13 protein-coding genes are annotated in these 16,347 nt (G+C 68.9%); 7 read left to right on the forward strand and 6 right to left on the reverse strand.

From position 1 onward, the window contains the following. Positions 1-59: 59 nt before the first annotated feature. From AAFU51_06110 to AAFU51_06125, 4 genes are all read left to right on the forward strand, one after another. A complete protein-coding gene (locus tag AAFU51_06110) occupies positions 60-947 on the forward strand; it encodes a LysR substrate-binding domain-containing protein (protein MEO1570824.1) in 888 nt (295 codons plus the stop codon). A gap of 117 nt (positions 948-1,064) precedes the next feature. Then, complete coding sequence (locus AAFU51_06115; protein ID MEO1570825.1) at positions 1,065-2,390, forward strand: hypothetical protein; 1,326 nt, start codon at positions 1,065-1,067, stop codon at positions 2,388-2,390. Between the two features lie 99 nt (positions 2,391-2,489). Then, entirely contained in the window at positions 2,490-4,754 is a 2,265-nt protein-coding gene (locus AAFU51_06120; GenBank protein ID MEO1570826.1) for a glycoside hydrolase family 3 N-terminal domain-containing protein, read from the forward strand. Positions 4,755-4,846: 92 nt separating this feature from the next. Continuing rightward, a complete protein-coding gene (locus tag AAFU51_06125; GenBank protein ID MEO1570827.1) occupies positions 4,847-5,824 on the forward strand; it encodes an oxidoreductase in 978 nt (325 codons plus the stop codon). 69 nt (positions 5,825-5,893) lie between these two features. Here the strand turns inward: AAFU51_06125 and AAFU51_06130 are convergent, their stop codons facing one another. Next, complete coding sequence (locus tag AAFU51_06130; protein MEO1570828.1) at positions 5,894-6,937, reverse strand: Atu2307/SP_0267 family LLM class monooxygenase; 1,044 nt, start codon at positions 6,935-6,937, stop codon at positions 5,894-5,896. 156 nt (positions 6,938-7,093) lie between these two features. On the opposite strand from AAFU51_06130, the gene AAFU51_06135 reads away from it, so the two are divergent. Continuing rightward, entirely contained in the window at positions 7,094-8,485 is a 1,392-nt protein-coding gene (locus AAFU51_06135; GenBank protein MEO1570829.1) for a M24 family metallopeptidase, read from the forward strand. 387 nt (positions 8,486-8,872) lie between these two features. After that, positions 8,873-11,233: an ABC transporter permease gene (locus AAFU51_06140; protein MEO1570830.1), complete on the forward strand. Its 2,361-nt coding sequence runs from the start codon at positions 8,873-8,875 to the stop codon at positions 11,231-11,233. Positions 11,234-11,346: 113 nt separating this feature from the next. Here the strand turns inward: AAFU51_06140 and AAFU51_06145 are convergent, their stop codons facing one another. Beyond that, positions 11,347-11,958: a hypothetical protein gene (locus AAFU51_06145; protein MEO1570831.1), complete on the reverse strand. Its 612-nt coding sequence runs from the start codon at positions 11,956-11,958 to the stop codon at positions 11,347-11,349. Further along, complete coding sequence (locus tag AAFU51_06150) at positions 11,958-12,533, reverse strand: hypothetical protein (GenBank protein MEO1570832.1); 576 nt, start codon at positions 12,531-12,533, stop codon at positions 11,958-11,960. The genes AAFU51_06145 and AAFU51_06150 overlap by 1 nt, the downstream gene beginning before the upstream one ends. A gap of 209 nt (positions 12,534-12,742) precedes the next feature. On the opposite strand from AAFU51_06150, the gene AAFU51_06155 reads away from it, so the two are divergent. After that, a complete protein-coding gene (locus AAFU51_06155; protein MEO1570833.1) occupies positions 12,743-13,909 on the forward strand; it encodes a cysteine desulfurase family protein in 1,167 nt (388 codons plus the stop codon). A 21-nt stretch (positions 13,910-13,930) separates the two neighbouring features. On the opposite strand, the gene AAFU51_06160 is transcribed toward AAFU51_06155, so the two are convergent. Genes AAFU51_06160 through cobS form a run of 3 tightly spaced genes read right to left on the reverse strand, consistent with a single transcriptional unit; the run spans position 13,931 to position 16,345 of the window. Beyond that, on the reverse strand, positions 13,931-14,860 hold the full coding sequence (locus tag AAFU51_06160) for a helical backbone metal receptor (GenBank protein ID MEO1570834.1): 930 nt from the start codon (positions 14,858-14,860) through the stop codon (positions 13,931-13,933). A 13-nt stretch (positions 14,861-14,873) separates the two neighbouring features. Beyond that, complete coding sequence (locus tag AAFU51_06165; GenBank protein MEO1570835.1) at positions 14,874-15,479, reverse strand: histidine phosphatase family protein; 606 nt, start codon at positions 15,477-15,479, stop codon at positions 14,874-14,876. A 17-nt stretch (positions 15,480-15,496) separates the two neighbouring features. Next, positions 15,497-16,345, reverse strand: coding sequence for an adenosylcobinamide-GDP ribazoletransferase (cobS, locus tag AAFU51_06170; protein MEO1570836.1), 849 nt, complete (start codon positions 16,343-16,345; stop codon positions 15,497-15,499). Positions 16,346-16,347 lie beyond the last annotated feature (2 nt).

The following is a 16,347-nucleotide window of genomic DNA, read 5'->3' on the forward strand; positions in this document are numbered from 1 at the left end:
ATGCTACGTCCTGCGATAAGGTCCATTGATTGTTTTTATCACGATCATCATTGATCCTTATGGCCTTCGACCTTCCCACGGATCACCTCCGCACCTTCGTCACCATCGCCGACTGCGGGAGCTTCACCAAGGCCGCCGCGCTGCTGCACCGCACGCAGCCTGCCGTGAGCATGCAGATGAAGCGGCTCGAAGAGCAACTCGGCACGCCGCTGCTCACTCGCCGGGGCCGCCAGACCACGCTCACCGAGGCGGGTGCGCTTCTGCACGACTATGCCCGGCGCATCCTCGACCTCAACGAGCAGGCGGTGCGCAAATTCGCCGCCGTCGAGGCCGAGGGCAACGTGCGCATCGGCATCTTCGAGGAGGTCGCGCTCGGCCCGCTCGTGGACCTGCTCACGAAGTTCGGCGCGCTCTGCACGAAGATCCACCTGGAACTGGTCGTCTCCACGAGTGCCGACCTCGCCCGCCGCATCGAAACAGGCGAGCTGTGCCTCGCCGTGGCGAATGCGAGCTACGCGAGCGGGGACATCGAGACGCTGTGGCACGAGCCCTACGTCTGGGCGTGCAGTCCGCTCTTCGAGGGCGCAACCGCCGACCCCGTCTCCATCGTGACGGAGCCACTCACGACGGGCTGCTCGTTGCGGGACGGGTCGCTGCGGCGGCTGGAGGCGAGCGGCCGGCCGTGGCAGGTCGTCTTCAGCAGCGGTAGCCTTGCCGCCGTCCAGTCGGCCGTGCGTGCCGGTCTCGGCGTCGGCTGGCTCCCGAAGAGCGCCGTGCTGCCCGAGTTTCGCATCCTGGGCGAGGCGGAGGGCTTCCCGAAGATCGGGGCTGCCCGGATTGGCCTCTACCGGAGCGCGAAGTCCGACTCCGACGCCGCGCGCGTCCTCGCCGAATTCCTGTGCGAGCACCTACGCCAGCCCGGGGACACGCTCGCCTTGGCATCCTGAGCGGGTCGACCTGAGCAAGGCGACGGGAATTGGGATCGGAGGAAAGCGCCGGGGTTTCGATCTTCGCCCCTCGTTCCGTACGAGCCGCTGCTGGTACCTAAAGCCTACTCGCGCATGATGCCGATCCGTTCTCTCCTAGTGCTCCTGACCCTGTTGGGTCTCACGCCGCTCCAGGCCCGGACGCTGGACGACGGTGCCACGCACCAAACCAACACGGCCCCGGACTCGGTCCGGATCGCGGGCCACCTCAACGACCTCCGCGTCCTGCAGGAAACGCTAGAAGCGCGGCACCCCGACCTCTACGCCGTCACGCCGCGCGAGACGTTCGAGGCGGCACTGGCTGCCGTGCGCGACAGCCTCGCCGTCCTGTCCGACATGGACATCTCGGTGCGGCTCCGCGCGGCCGTCGCGCTGCTCGGCGACCCGCACACGAACGCGACCTTTCTCGACGCCTTCGACTTCGAGAATCTGCTGCCCTTCGAGTTCGCGATGTTCGAGGAGGGCGTCTTCGTCACGGGCGCGTACCCCGAGTATCGGGCCCTCCTCGGTGCGCGTCTGGTCGCCATCGAAGGCAAGACCCTTGAGGCGCTACAGCCAGAGATGGCCCGATTCGTGGCCGCCGGACGCCCCCAGTTCGCCCTAAAGCGGTTCCCCGTCTTTCTGCGGTATGCCGAGCTTCATCGCTACCTCGGCGCTGACGTGGACGACGGGGTCACGCTGGACCTCATCAATCGAGACGGGCAGGCCCAGGCAGTGACCATCGAGCCGATTCCGGGACAGGCCGACGTGGCGCGACTCGTCTACCTCTCCGAAGAAATCGCGCACCCGACGTGGATCAACCACGGCGAGGAAGACCCGGCGCTGGCGTTCCGCGACCTCGCGTTCAACGACGGGGTCTACGTCTTCCAGTACAGCTCGTGCTGGGGCCGCGAACTAGAGACGCGCTTCGGCGATGCAGACGAGGCAGACGCCTACGCGTCGTTCGAGGCGTTCGCGGACCGTGTCGTGGAGCGGCTGCGCACGGGCGAGGTCGAGACGCTCGTCGTCGACCTGCGGGCCAACAGCGGGGGGAGTTCGCCGCAGGGGACGCGGCTGGCGCAGCGCATCGCGGCGCTGCCGGAGGACGTACGGCCGCAGCGCGTCGTGGTGGCGCTCTCGGAGCAGACGTTCTCCTCGGCCGTCATCAACGCGATGGACTTCCGCCTGATGACGGGTGCCGAGTTCGTGGGCACGCCCACCGGCGGCGCACCCAACCATTTCGGCGAGGTCAAGGTGTTCCGCCTACCACACTCCGGTCAGGTCGTCGCCCATTCGACGGCGTTCTTCGGCTACATGAACGGCGATCCCACGACCATCCGGCCCGACCGCACGCTCGTCCCGCGCTTCGCCGACTTCATGGCGGGTGAAGACCCGGTGCTCACCTACGTCCGCTCGACGCAGTGAATGGCAAGACGCGGTTGACCGAACAGGGGAGCGAGTCGCAAGCGAGCCATCGGTTATACTGACGCCATCGCCCGTCTCGACTCCACTGCTTCCCCAGCCATGCCCCGCCTGCTGCGCCGCGCGCTCGCCCAAACCCTCCTTCTCGGTCTTGTTCTAACGTGTAGCGCTGTTGACCTCCGTGCGCAGTCTGGCGTGGCGGAGCAGGTCGAGGCGCTACTGTCAGAGATGACGCTGGCGGAGAAAATCGGGCAGATGACGCTGCTCGAACTCGGGATGGTCATGACCGACGATGAACTCGACCCGGCGAAGCTGCAGGCGGTGCTCGTCGAGGGCCACGTCGGGGCACTGCTCAACACGCGAACGTTCACGCTGGAGGAGTGGCAGACGGTTATCCGCAGCGTGCAGGAGGTCGCCAGCGAGGAGACGCGGCTCGGCATCCCGCTCCTCTTCGGCATCGACGCCGTGCACGGGCACAACTACCTCGCCGGTGGCGTGATCTTCCCCCACAACATCGCGATGGCGGCGACGTGGGACCCCGAGCTCGTCCGGCGCGGCGCCGAGATCACAGCCGTCGAGCTGCGCGCCTCGGGCATCAACTGGAATTATGCCCCGGTCTTCGATGTGGTGCGGCAGCCGCTCTGGTCGCGCTTCTTCGAGACCTACGGCGAGGACCCCTACCTCGTCGCCGAGCTCGGCAAGGCGACCGTCGAGGGCTTGCAGGGCGACGACCTCGCGGCGCAGGGCCGCGTCGCCTCCACGGCGAAGCACTTCCTCGGCTACGGCATCCCGCTCACGGGCATGGACCGCACCCCGGCGTGGATTCCCGAGCGCATCCTCCGCGAGTCGTTCCTCCCGCCGTTCCAGGAGGCCATCGACGCGGGCGTGTCGAGCATGATGATCAACTCGGGCGAGATCAACGGCGAACCGACCCACGCCAGCCACGACCTCGTGACGACGCTCCTGCGCGACGAACTCGGCTTCGAGGGCGTCGCCGTCACCGACTGGGACGACGTCGGCAAGCTTCGCACCGTCCACCGCGTCGCGGCCACGCAGAAGGACGCCGTCCGCATGGCGATCCTGGCGGGCATCGACATGAACATGGTGCCGCTCTCGCTCGACTTCGGTGACACGCTCGCCGAACTCGTCGAGGAAGGGGCCGTCCCGATGGCGCGCATCGACGAGGCCGTGCGCCGCATCCTCACGCTGAAGGTGAAGTTGGGCCTCTTCGACGACCCGTATCCGGACACCGATCTCACGGCTGAGGTCGGCAGTGAGGCGACGAAGGCAGCGAGCCTCCGAGCGGCGCAGGAGGCCATCACGCTGCTCAAGAACGAGGACGATGTGCTTCCGCTCGCTCGCGACGCGCGCGTGCTGCTCACCGGGCCCGGCGCGACCTCGCTCACGGCCCTCCACGGCTCGTGGACCTACTCCTGGCAGGGGCGAGACGAGGACCTGATCCCCGACGCTACGCTGAACCTCCTCGAAGCGCTGCAGGCCGAAGCCGGTGCGGAGCGGATCACCTACGTCCCCGGTGCGACGTTTGAGGAGGAGGTCGACATCGCCGCGGCCGTCGAGGCGGCGCGCGAGGCAGACGTGGCGGTCATCGCCCTCGCCGAACAGCCGTCCGTCGAGCAGATCGGGACCATCTTCGACCTCCGGCTGCCTGAGGCCCAGACGCGGCTCGTCGAGGCCGTCGCGGAGACGGGGACGCCCGTGGTGCTGGTGCTGCTGCAGAACCGCCCGCGCATCCTCCGCGAGGCCGACGCGGTCGCCGACGCCGTCGTGCTGGGCTACCAGTCCGGCACGTTCGGGGCCAACGCTCTCGCCGACGTGCTCTACGGCGACGTCAACCCGAGCGGCAAGCTGCCCTTCACGTATCCGCGCTACACGGGGTCGCTGCTGTTCTACGACCGCACGACCGGCGAGGAGTTTGTCAACAACGAGGACGAGCCGACCTACCACCCGCAGTACGAGTTCGGCCATGGCCTGAGCTACACCACGTTCGCCTACAGCGACCTCACGCTCTCTGCCACGGAGATACGTGCCACCGAGATGGGCGCCGACCAGGTGAGCACGGGCGCCGCCTTGACCGTGACCGTGACCGTGACCAACACCGGTGACCGCGACGGCGAGGAGGTTGTGCTGTGGTACGTCGGCGACCTCGTGGCTTCGGTCACGCCCGCCGTGAAGCAGCTGCGTGGCTTCGAGAAGATCGCCCTCGCCCCCGGCGAGTCGCAGGTCGTGACCGTCACCCTCGGCCGCGACGACCTCGCGTTCGTCGGCACCGACCTCCAGTGGGTCGTCGAGCCCGGCGACTTCACCGTGATGGTCGGCGACCAGGAGGCGACGTTTACGGTGCGTTAAACCTGGCCGTGTGCCGAGTGCCGAAGGAACCGCGTCGGCGCGAGATATTTCCGCAGGTGGCAACGTCTTCCAAACCCATACACAGAAACGACATGGCGCTCGCAGACCAAGTCCCTACACACTCCGGCTTCGACCGGCACTCGACGGGCGCGGAGGTGCTCGCGGACCACGACCTGTCCGGCGTGATCGCCGTTGTGACGGGCGGCTATAGCGGCATCGGCCTGGAGACGACGCGGGCGCTCGCCGCGAAGGGCGCGCGGGTGATCGTCCCGGTCCGCTCGCCCGAGAAGGCCGCCGCGAGCCTCGCTGAGATCGAGGGCACCGTGCAGACCGCGCCGCTCGACCTGGCCGACCTCGGCTCCGTGCGTAGCTTCACCGCGTCGATGGTCGACGAACTACCGCACCTCGACCTGCTCATCAACAACGCCGGGATCATGGCATGTCCCGAGGCGCGCGTGGGGCCGGGGTGGGAGTCGCAGTTCGGCATCAACCACATGGGCCACTTCGCGCTCACGCTGGGGCTGATGCCGCTCCTCGAACAAGCCGAGCGGCCTCGCGTCGTCGCGCTCTCCTCGGCCGCGCACAAGATGGGCGACATCCGCTGGGACGACGTGCACTTCAAGGCGAGCCCCTACGACAAGTGGCAGGCGTACGGGCAGGCCAAGACGGCCAACGCGCTCTTCGCCAACGCGCTGTCGCGGCGGATGCAGCCGTTCGGGGGCCTCGCGTTCTCGGTGCACCCCGGCGGCATCTTCACGCCGCTCCAGCGGCACCTCTCCCAGGAAGAGCAGATCGCGCTGGGCTGGCTAGACGAGGACGGCGGGCCGAGCGAACTCGCGAAGCAGGGCTTCAAGTCGCCGGAGCAGGGTTGCTCGACGACGCTGTGGGCGGCCACCTCGCCGCTGCTCGACGGCAAGCCGGGCGTCTACTGCGAGGACGGCGACATCGCCACGCCAACCGACCCCGCAAGTCCGATGGCGCGCTACTACGGCGTGGACCCACACGTCTGCAGCGACGAGGGCGCGGAGCGGCTCTGGGCGATGAGCGAACAGATGCTCGCCGAGGCATGACAACGGGGCCATGTTGCGTGCTGGCCTCGATCTGACACACAAAGCGCGCCACCTCCCTGGCCCCCGCTATTACGCGGGCTGGGCAGCACCAGCCTTCACGAGCGGAGCGACCTGTGTGCCGATGCGTTCGATGGCGCGCAGCAGTTGCTCGTGCGACAGGCCCGCGTTGTCCATCTGGAACGTGAATCGGTCGATCCCGCCGAGGGCCTCGCTGTGGCGCAGGATCTTCTGAGCCACCTCGTCTGGACCGCCGACCAGGAGTGCCCCAGTCGGGCCGTTCTGCGCGTCGAACCGGGCGCGCGTCACCGGGGGCCAGCCGCGCTCGCGTCCGATCCTCGTGAACGTCTCGGCATAGCCCGGATAGTAGTCTACGACGGCTTGCTCCGCGGTTTCGCCGACGTAGCCGAGTGAGTGCAAGCCTACCTTCAGGCGCTCCGGCGGATGGCCCGCTTGTTCGCCCGTGGTCCGGTAGAGATCGACGAACCGCCGGAAGCGGTGCGTCTCGCCCCCGATGACAGCGACCATCAGCGGTAGTCCGAGCATCCCGGCTCGCACGAACGACGCAGGCGTGCCGCCCACGCCCAGCCAGATCGGGAGGGACGCTTGGAGCGGCCGGGGGTAGATCGCCTGCTCGTGAAGCGGTGGGCGGAACTGGCCCGACCACGTGACGACCTCCTGGTCGCGAAGCTGAAGCAGCAGGTCGAGCTTCTCTGCGAAGAGGGCGTCGTAGTCGTTCAGGTCGAGGCCGAAGAGCGGGAACGACTCGGTGAAGGAGCCCCGGCCGACGACCATGTCAGCGCGCCCCTGCGAGACGAGGTCGAGCGTCGCGAAGCTCTGGAAGGCCCGCACCGGGTCGGCGGCGCTGAGCACGGTGACGGCGCTCGATAGCCGGATGCGCTTGGTCCGGGCAGCGGCGGCGGCTAGGATGACCACGGGCGCGGCGTCGAGGAACTCCTCGCGGTAGTGCTCGCCGATGCCGAAGCTGTCCAGGCCCACCTCGTCCGCGTAGGCCATACGGTCGAGCAGTTCACCCATCGCCTTGCTGCGTCCGGGGCCGCCGTCCGTGCCGGGTTGGGGATGGTAGGCGGCAAAGCTGTCCAGTCCGATTTCCATGCGAGGTGCCTCAGTCGAGGTAATGTGATCGAGCGTGTTGCAATTAGAGAGAGGCGAAGATAATTGCAGCGCCAGAGCCCCACGGAGGGCGAAGGCGGTGATGGGCCACCGAGCCGTACGTTGCACGCACCGTACTCACCAGCGCCCCGCCCTGTCATGCGCCGCGTCTTGCTCGTCCTCGTCGTCCTGCTCCTATTCCCGCGCGACGCGGTGGCGCAGGACCCGATCCCCGCGATCCTCTCGATGCGTGAGCGCGCCGAGGTGCGCGACGCCTGGTTGGAGCGCCGCCTCGACACCGTCGTGCCGATGCTGATGCGGCGCGCGGGCGTCGACATGTGGGTGCTCGTGGCGCGGGAGTACAACGAGGACCCGGTGCTCAAGACGATGCTGCCTGCGACGTGGCTCAACGCGCGCCGCCGCACGATCCTCCTGTTCTATGACCGTGGGGAGGAAGGCGTCGAACGCCTCGCTATCGCGCGCTACGCCGTCGGCGAGGCCTTCCCGGCGGCGTGGGATCCTGATACGCAGCCCGACCAGTGGGCGCGTGTCGCCGAGCTCATCGCCGAGCGCGACCCGCAGCGCATCGCGCTCAATCGCTCCACGACGTTTGCGCTGGCCGACGGAATGACCGCCACCGAGTTCGACGGCCTGAACGCGGCGCTCTCGGAAGACCACCGCGACCGCATCGTGTCAGGCGAGGCGCTCTCGATTGGGTGGCTGGAGACGCGCATCCCGGAGGAGATGGCCGTCTATCCGCAGATCGTCAGGATCGCGCAGGCGATCATCGCGGAGGGCTTCTCCGAGCAGGTCATCACGCCCGGCGTGACGACGGTGGAGGACGTCGAGTGGTGGTACCGCGACCGCATCCGCGATCTCAACCTCGTGACGTGGTTCCACCCGAGCGTGTCCGTCCAGCGCGCCACGAGCGGCCCCCGCAGCGGCGACTTCTCCGACTGGGGCAGCGGCAACGCCACCATCCAGCCCGGCGACCTGCTGCACGTGGACCTCGGGATCACCTACCTCGGGCTCAACACCGACACGCAGGAGCACGCCTACGTCCTCCGCCCCGGCGAGGCCGACGCCCCGGACGACGTGAAAGCTGCGCTGGCGGTCGGCAACCGGCTGCAGGACATCCTCACCGACGAGTTCGCGGCGGGGCGCACGGGCAACGAGGTCCTCGCCGCCGCCCTCGCGCAGGCCGAACGCGAGGGTATCGACGCGACGATCTACACGCACCCGCTCGGCTACCACGGCCACGGCGCAGGCCCGGCCATCGGGATGTGGGACAAGCAGGGCGGCGTGCCGGGCAAGGGCGACTATCCACTCTACGCCAACACGGCGCACTCCATCGAACTCAACGCCGCCGTGCCGATCCCCGCCTGGGACGACCAGCCCGTGCGCATCATGCTCGAACAGGACGCCTACTTCGACGGCGAGGTCGTGTGGTACATCGACGGGCGGCAGACGGAACTGCACCTCGTCCCGCGCCAGTCGCACACGGGGCCGCTGCGCCCCGTCCCCGAGGCGTCCGACTTCGGCGCACGATGAGGAGTGTGTAGACGTGGTCGAGGCGTGTGTGTAGCGATACCACCTTCTGGAACCGAGGCGACAAGCTCATTTCAGAGTCATCTCCGCGAACGCGGGGATTCATGCAGTCCCTCGTATGGATTGGCTTGCGCCAGCCTGCGGCCCTCGGTCAAGTCGGGGATGACAAGAGTAAGAATCAGGGGCAATTCACTCCCTATCTCCTGGAATGGGTGCGAGCTAACGTGTGCGACGAACGGGCGGAGTCGCCTGCTGGGTGTGCGTCGGCGCACAGTCCGGCGAGGGAGGAGCGCTTCGTGGGGGCAGAGACCAAGGTGGCACAGGGGTTGACCCTGGCGAGGCAGGGTCGCAGCGTCCGTTGCACTGCATCTCGTCTACAGCCGTCCGACCATGCTCAAGAACACTCTGATCGCCGCGCTGCGCGCGTTTCGCCGGCAGGCCACCTACTCCGCCCTCAACCTGACGGGTCTCGCCGCTGGCTTTGCGGCCGCGTTCCTGATCCTCTACGCCGTGCAGGACGAACTGCGCATGGACCAGATGCACAGCGACGACCTCTACCAGGTCCTGCGCACGGCCTCCTTCGACGGCGGAGCGACGGTGTTGACCTGGACCGTCGCGCCGCAGCCGCTCGCGGAGGAGCTACGAGCTAGCTACCCCGAGGTCGAGCACGCGACGATGCTGCGCTACGAGGGCGAGCAGGTGGTCGCCGCGGGCGCGGAGAAGTACTGGGTGAGCGGGTTCTGGACCGACGAGCCGTTCTTCGAGATGTTCGCCTTCGACCTCCTCGCTGGGGACCCCGCCACGGTGCTCACGCAGCCCGATGGGATCGTCGTCACGGAGGGGCTGGTGCAGAAGCTCTTCGGCCCGGAGGCGCAGCCCCAGGATGCCATGGGCCAGGCCGTCCGCCTCAACGACCACGAAGCCCGCGTGACAGGCGTGGCGGCCGATCCACCCGCCGGCGCGTCGATGGCGTTCGAGTGGATCGCGCCCGCCTCCGAGTTCTACGCCCGCAACGCCTGGGTCAAGGACTGGGGCAACAACGCCATGGAGCTCTACGTGACGCTCCGCCCCGACGCAGACATCGCCGCGCTCAACCGCACGATGACAGACCTCCTCCTGGAGCGCGACGACCTCGACGTCACGACGGCGTTCGCGCAGCGCTACAGCGAGCGCTACCTCCACGGCGCGTACGACAACGGCGTGCTGGTCGGCGGTCGCATCGACGGGGTGCGCACGTTCTCGATCATCGCGGCGCTGCTGCTCGCGCTGGCGTGCATCAACTTCACCAACCTTGCCACGGCACGGGCCACTCGTCGGGCGGGCGAGATCGGCGTGCGCAAGTCGATGGGCGCGACGCGGTGGAGCCTGATGCGGCAGTTCCTGAGCGAGTCTGTGCTGATGGCGCTGGTTGCCTTCGCGGCAGCCGTCGTGTTGTTCTCCCTGCTCGCCACCCCGTTCGGGACGCTCCTCGACAAAGACCTCGGCGCGGTGAGCCTGCCCGGCTGGATGTGGCTGGGCTTCCTCGGCGTGGCCGTCCTCGCAGGCATCGCGGCGGGCCTGTATCCGGCGGTGGTCCTCTCGCGCTTCAGCCCGGTCAAGATCCTCCAGGGCGAACGCAAGGGCGGGCTCGCGCTGCGGCGGAGCCTGGTCGTGTTCCAGTTCGCCGCCTCCGTGGTACTCATCGTCGGGACGCTTGCCGTCGCAGCGCAGCTCGACTTCATTCAGACCCGCGACATCGGGCTCGACCGCGAAGGGCTCATCATGGCGCCGCTGCGCGACGGGGCCACAGCCAACTACGACGCGTTCCGAAGCGCCCTCGTGGACGACCCTGCAATCACGAACGTGGGGACTGCGCACAGCAACCCGCTCCAGATGGGCTCGTCGACAGGCAGCGTCGAGTGGCGCGGCAAGGACCCCAGCGTGGCGGCCTCGTTCCACTACATGGGCATCGACGCCGAGGCGATCCACGCGCTCGGGATGGAGATGGCGGCGGGCCGGGCCTTCTCCGCGGGCATCGCCTCCGATTCGTCGAACTTCATCATCAACGAGACCGCTGCGCGCCTGATGGGCTTCGAGGCCCCGGTCGGCGAGCGGATTACGCTGTGGGAGGGCGAGGGCGAGATCGTGGGGGTCGTCAAGGACTTCCACATGCGAGCGGCGGGGAGCGCCACATCCCCAACGATCTTCTGGCTCGCCTCGCCGCGCGAATCCAGCTGGGCTCTGGGCTTCGTGCGCACCGCGCCGGGGCAGGCCGACGCGGCGCTGACTCGTCTTGCGGCGGCGACGGAGACGTTCAGTCCGGCCTATCCGCTCGATTACCGCTTCCTGGACGACGAATACAACCGGATCTACCAGGACGAGCGCCAACTCGGCACGATGGCGTGGTGGTTCGCCGGGATCGCGATGCTGATCGCCACGCTGGGCCTGGTGGGGCTGGCAGCGTATGCCGCCGAACAGCGGCGCAAGGAGATCGGCGTCCGGCGCGTTCTCGGGGCCTCCGTGGCTGGGCTAGTCGGCTTGCTGTCGCGCGATTTTCTGATCTGGGTCGGGCTCGCCTGCGCCGTGGCCGTTCCGGTCGCCATGCTGCTGATCAACCGCTGGCTGGCTGGGTTTGCCTACCGGGTCGAGTTGGGGGTCACCCCCTTCGCGGTGGCGGTTCTGGGTGCGCTGCTGCTTGCCCTGGTCACCGCAGGAAGCCAGGCTGTCCGAGCCGCTACGGCGAATCCGGTTCAGTCGCTCCGTTCCGAGTGAGCGCTGTGGCGTCCGGCGCCGGAGGTTCCATGGCTGATTAGTGCCCCCTAAACACAGCGCCGCCCCGGTCTGGCAGAGACCGAGGCGGCGCGCACGTCGATAGGTAGGGCTACCTAGAACGAGGGGGCCGGGGCCGTCGCTCCGGCGAGGAGGTACTGCGCGTGGAACTGCGCCACGAGGCTGAAGCCTTCGACCCCGCCCTCGCCCATGACGAACGGCGAGTGGAACTCGACGCCGAGGTCTTCCTCGCTGGTGGGCGCCTCGCCGTAGGCGTTGTACTCGTAGACGCCCATCGGCGGGGCCGCCTGGGCCGCCTCGTTGAAGGCGACGGCCTGCTCGAACGGCACGACGATGTCGCGGCGGTGGTGGAGGACCTGCGTATTGGGCAGGAATGCCGTGTAGAGCGCCGAGGAGCGCTTGACGACCTCGGCCCGCGCGTCGGCCTCCGAGAGCGAGCCCGCGAAGTAGGGCTGCAGCAACTCGTCGCGGAGGAAGATGGCGCCGGGCAGCGAGAGCGCCCCCGGGTCGTTGACGAGCACGCCGACGGCGAGCGTCTGGATCGTCGGGTCGAAGAAGTCGGTGGGGCCGAAGTAGTCCGTGACCGCGTCGATGCCGACGCCGCGCTGGGCCATCAGCAGGCTCACGGCGCCGCCGCGGCTGTAGCCGAGCGTGCCCAGGCGCTCGGCGTCCGTCTCGCTGGGGAAGGTGTCCAGGACTGCGTTCATCAGGGTGATGGCATCGTCCACGTCGCGGTCCCAGGGGCTCGGGGCGCCGCCGGCGGTGTAGGTCTGGCCGAACGCGTCGCGGATGGTCTCGCTGCGGAAGACGGGCCAGGCCTGGAGGTTGCCGCGGCAACGGACGGGAAGCCGCCGAGCAGCAGCGCCAGTTCGTCGTCGAGCGAGAAGCCCTGGTCGCCGCCGTGGTTGATGATGAGCACCGGGAGGTTGTCCGCGCCCTGGGGGATGCGGATGGCGGCGTAGTTGGTGAAGTCGGCGCCGTCAATGTCGGCCATCGTGTGGGAGACGACGAAGACCGTGCTGCCGTCGCCGAGCGTCTGCTGGGCCTCCACGGCAACGTCGCGGACGGCGTAGCTGCCGTCGGTGGCGCGGGCGAGCAGGTCGGCGCGCACCGCGTCGATCTCGGCCTGCGAGGGCGCGGCGAAGAGAAGGCCGATGCTGGGCTGGTCGACAACGGGGTCGACGGTCTCGTCGTCCGACGTGTCGCAGCCGACGGCGACGACGGCGAGCAGCAGCAACAGGGCGAGACGACGCGTCACGTCGTTCGGGGAAAAAACGGACATAGGTATGGGAGGGATTCTGTAGTGTGGTGGAAGGATGGCCGGGTCCTCGGTCGGCCTTGCCAGAGGCCCAAAATACGTGCTCGATGCGAAGGGGATATGGATTTGGATGAAAGCGCTTCCGAAACCGATTTCGGGCAACACAAATGGGTCGCCCGCTGTTAGCTTCTGACGCTACACCTGCCTCTTCCCCCCGCACCGATCTCGCGTTCATGTCCGCCGCGCCGATCTACCTCGATTACCACGCCGCTGCCCCCGTTGACCCCCTCGCCTTCGAGGCGATGCGCCCCTACTTCACGGAGCGCTTCGGCGACCCTGGGCAGACGCTGCACGCGCACGGCTGGACCGCCGACGAGGCCATCGACGTGGCCCGTGGGCAGCTTGGGTTGCTGCTCAACGCGGAGGCCGCCGGGTTCGTCTTCACCAGCGGCGCCACCGAGGCGGTCAACCTCGCCATGCGAGGGCTGGCCTCGACCTACGGCCACCGCCGGACGCGCATCGTGACCGTGGCCACGGAGCACCCGCGTGTGCTGGAGACGGCAGCGAGCCTGGAGCGCGACGGCTTCGACATCGTTGTAGTCCCGGTGGACCGCGCCGGGCAAGTTGACATAGATGCGTTGCGCGCGGCGGTGAACCGCGACACGCTGCTCGTGGCGGCCATGTGGGCCAACGACCAGACGGGCGTGCTCCTCCCGATGGCCGAGATCGCCGAGGTCGCGCACAGCGGCGGCGCCTTCCTGCTCGCCGACGCCACGTGGGCTGTCGGCAAGGTGCCCGTGGACGTGGACGCCGCCGACGTCGACCTGCTGGCGTTCGACGCGAATCAGTTCTATGGCCCCAAGGGCACCGGTGGCCTGTGGGTGCGTCGCCGCCCGCGCCGGGTCCGCCTACTGCCCGAACTCACGGGAGCGGGTCAGCAGGACGGTCTGCGCTCGGGCCACTACAACGTGCCGGGCATCGTCGGAATGGGCAAGGCCGCCGACCTCGCCGACGAACGCCTCGCTGAGGAGGCCGCCTATCTGGAGCGCCTCCGCGACCGCTTCGAAGCGACCATCACGACGCGCTTCGCCGACGTCACCGTCAACGGTGCAGAGTCGCCGCGCGTGCCGACGGTCTCGAACCTGACGATCCCGGGCACGGAGACGCGCAAGCTGCTCCCCCTCTTGCGTGGCGTTGCCGCCTCGACCGGGGCTGCCTGCAAGACGCGCGCGTCGCAGCCGAGCCACGTGCTCACCGCGATGGGGCGTAGCCGCGCCGAGGCGTTCGCCTCGCTCCGGTTCTCGTTCGGCCGCTACACGACGGAAGCCGAGGTGGAGGCCGCCGCCGAGGCCGTCGTCAGCGCCGTCGGCAGCCTCCGTGGCCGCGCGATGGCAGCCTAGCGCCGGCGCCAGCGCGCGGGCTCACCCGTGTGCGGCTGCGATGCAAGCAGCCAGCGCGTCCATGCCGTCGGCGAGGCGCGGACCTGGCCGCGAAATGAGATCGGGATCGAGGCCGCACACAGCCTCGTTTTGAAGCGCTGGAACATCCTTCCAGGCTGGTTGCGCCGTCCTTAGGTCGTCGGTGCGGTAGTCCGCCCCCGCCAGCACGCCGATGACCTCGGGCGCCTGCGTCAGCACCCACTCGCTCGACAGGGTCACGCCTTCGCCCTCAAGCTGCGCCGTGATGGACCGGCCCCCAGCCCGAGCCACCAGGGCGTGGACGTAGCTCGCCTCGCCGAACCCGTAGAGGATGTCGTCGCCGATGAGCACGAGCACCCGCGGTGCGTCGGGGTCGGCTGGCGGTGTGTTGCCGATGCGCGCCTCAAAGCGCTGAGCCGCCGCTTCGGCCACGTCGCGAGTGCCGAGCAGGTCGCCCACCACACGAAGCGTCCGGGGTACATCGGCGAGGGTCCGGAAGTTGAGGTAGAACGCCGGGATGCCGAGCGTGCTGAGGCCGTCGCCAACGCTGGGGTCGTTCACCTGATCGGTCCCAATTACGAGATCGGTCTGGACGGCCACCAGCGCCTCGCGATCAAGCGGATAGGTCGAGATCGGACGGAGTGCCAGGGCTGCCTCTGGGGCGTTGCAGTAGGGCGTGCGCGCTGCCAGCTGGTCGAGACCGCCCGCTGCGGCGACCAACTCGGTCACGCTTGGCGCCAGCGGCACGATGCGCTGCGGCGACTGCGGCAGGCGCACGCTCCGACCAAGGTCGTCCTGCACCGTGTGCATTGAAACCGTGTGCACGGAGTCGGCTGCAGACGCTCCGCCGTCCTCCGTCGAGGCTGAGGACTGCGGGCGGCAGCCTGCCAACGCGAGCACAGCGAGGAGAGCAGGGAGGAGGCGGTGTAGCATCACGGGTCTAGGGTCACAAGGGTCGGTTGAGGACGGTCAGGCACGGCGGCTTGAGGCGAACGGTCGTGAGCGCTCCGTGGTGCACGTCGAGGCGAAAGGCCTGCGCGGGATCCAGGCCGAGCACCTGCACGAGAACTGCGCGGATTGAGCCAGCATGCGCTACGACTACCACGGTTGCGGCGTCCTGCGCCGCGGTGTCCTGTGCTGCCGCGTCATCGACCAACTCCGACAGCCAGGCACCCACGCGCGCCTGCACGTCGGCGAACGACTCGCCGCCGGGGGCAGGCGTCGCGGTCCAGTCGCCCATCCAGGCGTGCAGTGCCGCCGCATCGTCGCGCTCGATCTCGTCCCACGTGCGCCCGTCCCACGTACCGAAGTCCATCTCGCGCAGCCGGGGCTCAAAATTGATGTCCAGGTTCCATTTCGCTCCGAGCGCCCGGGCGGTGCGCGCGGCGCGCAGCAGGGGACTCGCGACGAGGCGTGCCGGGGGCTCGTGCGGCCAAGCTTGTGCAAGGCGATCTGGCGCATCGGGGTCGGCGAGGGGCAGGTCGGTGTGGCCGATCGCGCGGCCGTTGGCCTCGGCGGCCGGGAGGTGGCGGAGGAGATGGAGCGTCGGCATAGGCGCGGGCGTCGTCGCTAGAAGAGGGGCACGTCGAGGCGCTCGGCAATTCCCGCCCAGTCGCCCAGAAGTACCAGGTAGACGGCGAGTTCGGCGAGCTGGTTGACCGCCCCGAGCACGTCGCCCGTCATGCCCCCGATGCGCGCGTGGACGTACCAGCCCCCGACGAGCGTGATACCGAGCACCGTCCCGATTACTGGTATGGCCACCCAGCCGAGCGCAACGACGGTGATGGCGAGCGTGACGAGGCTCCCGACGACGAGGCGGCGCGGCGTCATGCTCGCCGCAAACGGCTTTCCGGTGCCCGTCTCGCGGACATAGGGAAGCCAGAGGATGAGCGGGAGTGCTGTCCAGCGCCCAAGCGTGTGGGCCGCCACGAGCGCAGCCAGCACCATCGAGGCATCGAGCGAGGCGAGCGCGCCCCAGCGGCTCCCCAGCGTGAGCACGAGCGCGACTGTGCCGTAGGTGCCCAGGCGGCTGTCGCGCATGATGCGCAAGATCTCGTCGCGCTGCCAGCCCCCGCCAAAGCCGTCGAACGTGTCGCCGAGGGCGTCCTCGTGGAAGGCACCGGTGAGCCAGATCGTGGCGGCGAGGGCAGCGGCAGCGGCAAACGTTGGGGCGAACGCGAGCCCAACGAGCCCGTAAGCGGCTGCGCCAAACAGGCCCACGAGAGCGCCGATGACGGGGAAGTAGACCGCCGACCGCGAGAGCGTGGGGGCGTCGTGGCCGACCCAGGCGGGGCAGGGGAGGCGCGTGAGAAACATCACCGCCGTGAGCGGCACGCGCGCAACGGCGCGCCAGCCCGTCGTCTCAGGCGGATCGACGGCGGGCGGGCGGGGCTTGGAGACGGCGGGCGTCGTGTTCATGT

It is taken from the genome of Bacteroidota bacterium (assembly GCA_039821555.1).
Lineage (GTDB): Bacteria > Bacteroidota > Rhodothermia > Rhodothermales > Rubricoccaceae > JBCBEX01.

What these genes read in the sequence shown, in the direction of transcription:
- AAFU51_06110 (MEO1570824.1), top strand. Translation starts at nt 60, where the DNA reads ATGGCCTTCGACCTTCCCACGGATCACCTCCGCACCTTCGTCACCATC.
- cobS (MEO1570836.1), bottom strand. Translation starts at nt 16,345, where the DNA reads ATGAACACGACGCCCGCCGTCTCCAAGCCCCGCCCGCCCGCCGTCGAT.
- AAFU51_06115 (MEO1570825.1), top strand. Translation starts at nt 1,065, where the DNA reads ATGCCGATCCGTTCTCTCCTAGTGCTCCTGACCCTGTTGGGTCTCACG.
- AAFU51_06160 (MEO1570834.1), bottom strand. Translation starts at nt 14,860, where the DNA reads ATGCTACACCGCCTCCTCCCTGCTCTCCTCGCTGTGCTCGCGTTGGCA.
- AAFU51_06135 (MEO1570829.1), top strand. Translation starts at nt 7,094, where the DNA reads ATGCGCCGCGTCTTGCTCGTCCTCGTCGTCCTGCTCCTATTCCCGCGC.
- AAFU51_06120 (MEO1570826.1), top strand. Translation starts at nt 2,490, where the DNA reads ATGCCCCGCCTGCTGCGCCGCGCGCTCGCCCAAACCCTCCTTCTCGGT.
- AAFU51_06140 (MEO1570830.1), top strand. Translation starts at nt 8,873, where the DNA reads ATGCTCAAGAACACTCTGATCGCCGCGCTGCGCGCGTTTCGCCGGCAG.
- AAFU51_06155 (MEO1570833.1), top strand. Translation starts at nt 12,743, where the DNA reads ATGTCCGCCGCGCCGATCTACCTCGATTACCACGCCGCTGCCCCCGTT.
- AAFU51_06125 (MEO1570827.1), top strand. Translation starts at nt 4,847, where the DNA reads ATGGCGCTCGCAGACCAAGTCCCTACACACTCCGGCTTCGACCGGCAC.
- AAFU51_06165 (MEO1570835.1), bottom strand. Translation starts at nt 15,479, where the DNA reads ATGCCGACGCTCCATCTCCTCCGCCACCTCCCGGCCGCCGAGGCCAAC.
- AAFU51_06150 (MEO1570832.1), bottom strand. Translation starts at nt 12,533, where the DNA reads ATGTCCGTTTTTTCCCCGAACGACGTGACGCGTCGTCTCGCCCTGTTG.
- AAFU51_06145 (MEO1570831.1), bottom strand. Translation starts at nt 11,958, where the DNA reads ATGAACGCAGTCCTGGACACCTTCCCCAGCGAGACGGACGCCGAGCGC.
- AAFU51_06130 (MEO1570828.1), bottom strand. Translation starts at nt 6,937, where the DNA reads ATGGAAATCGGACTGGACAGCTTTGCCGCCTACCATCCCCAACCCGGC.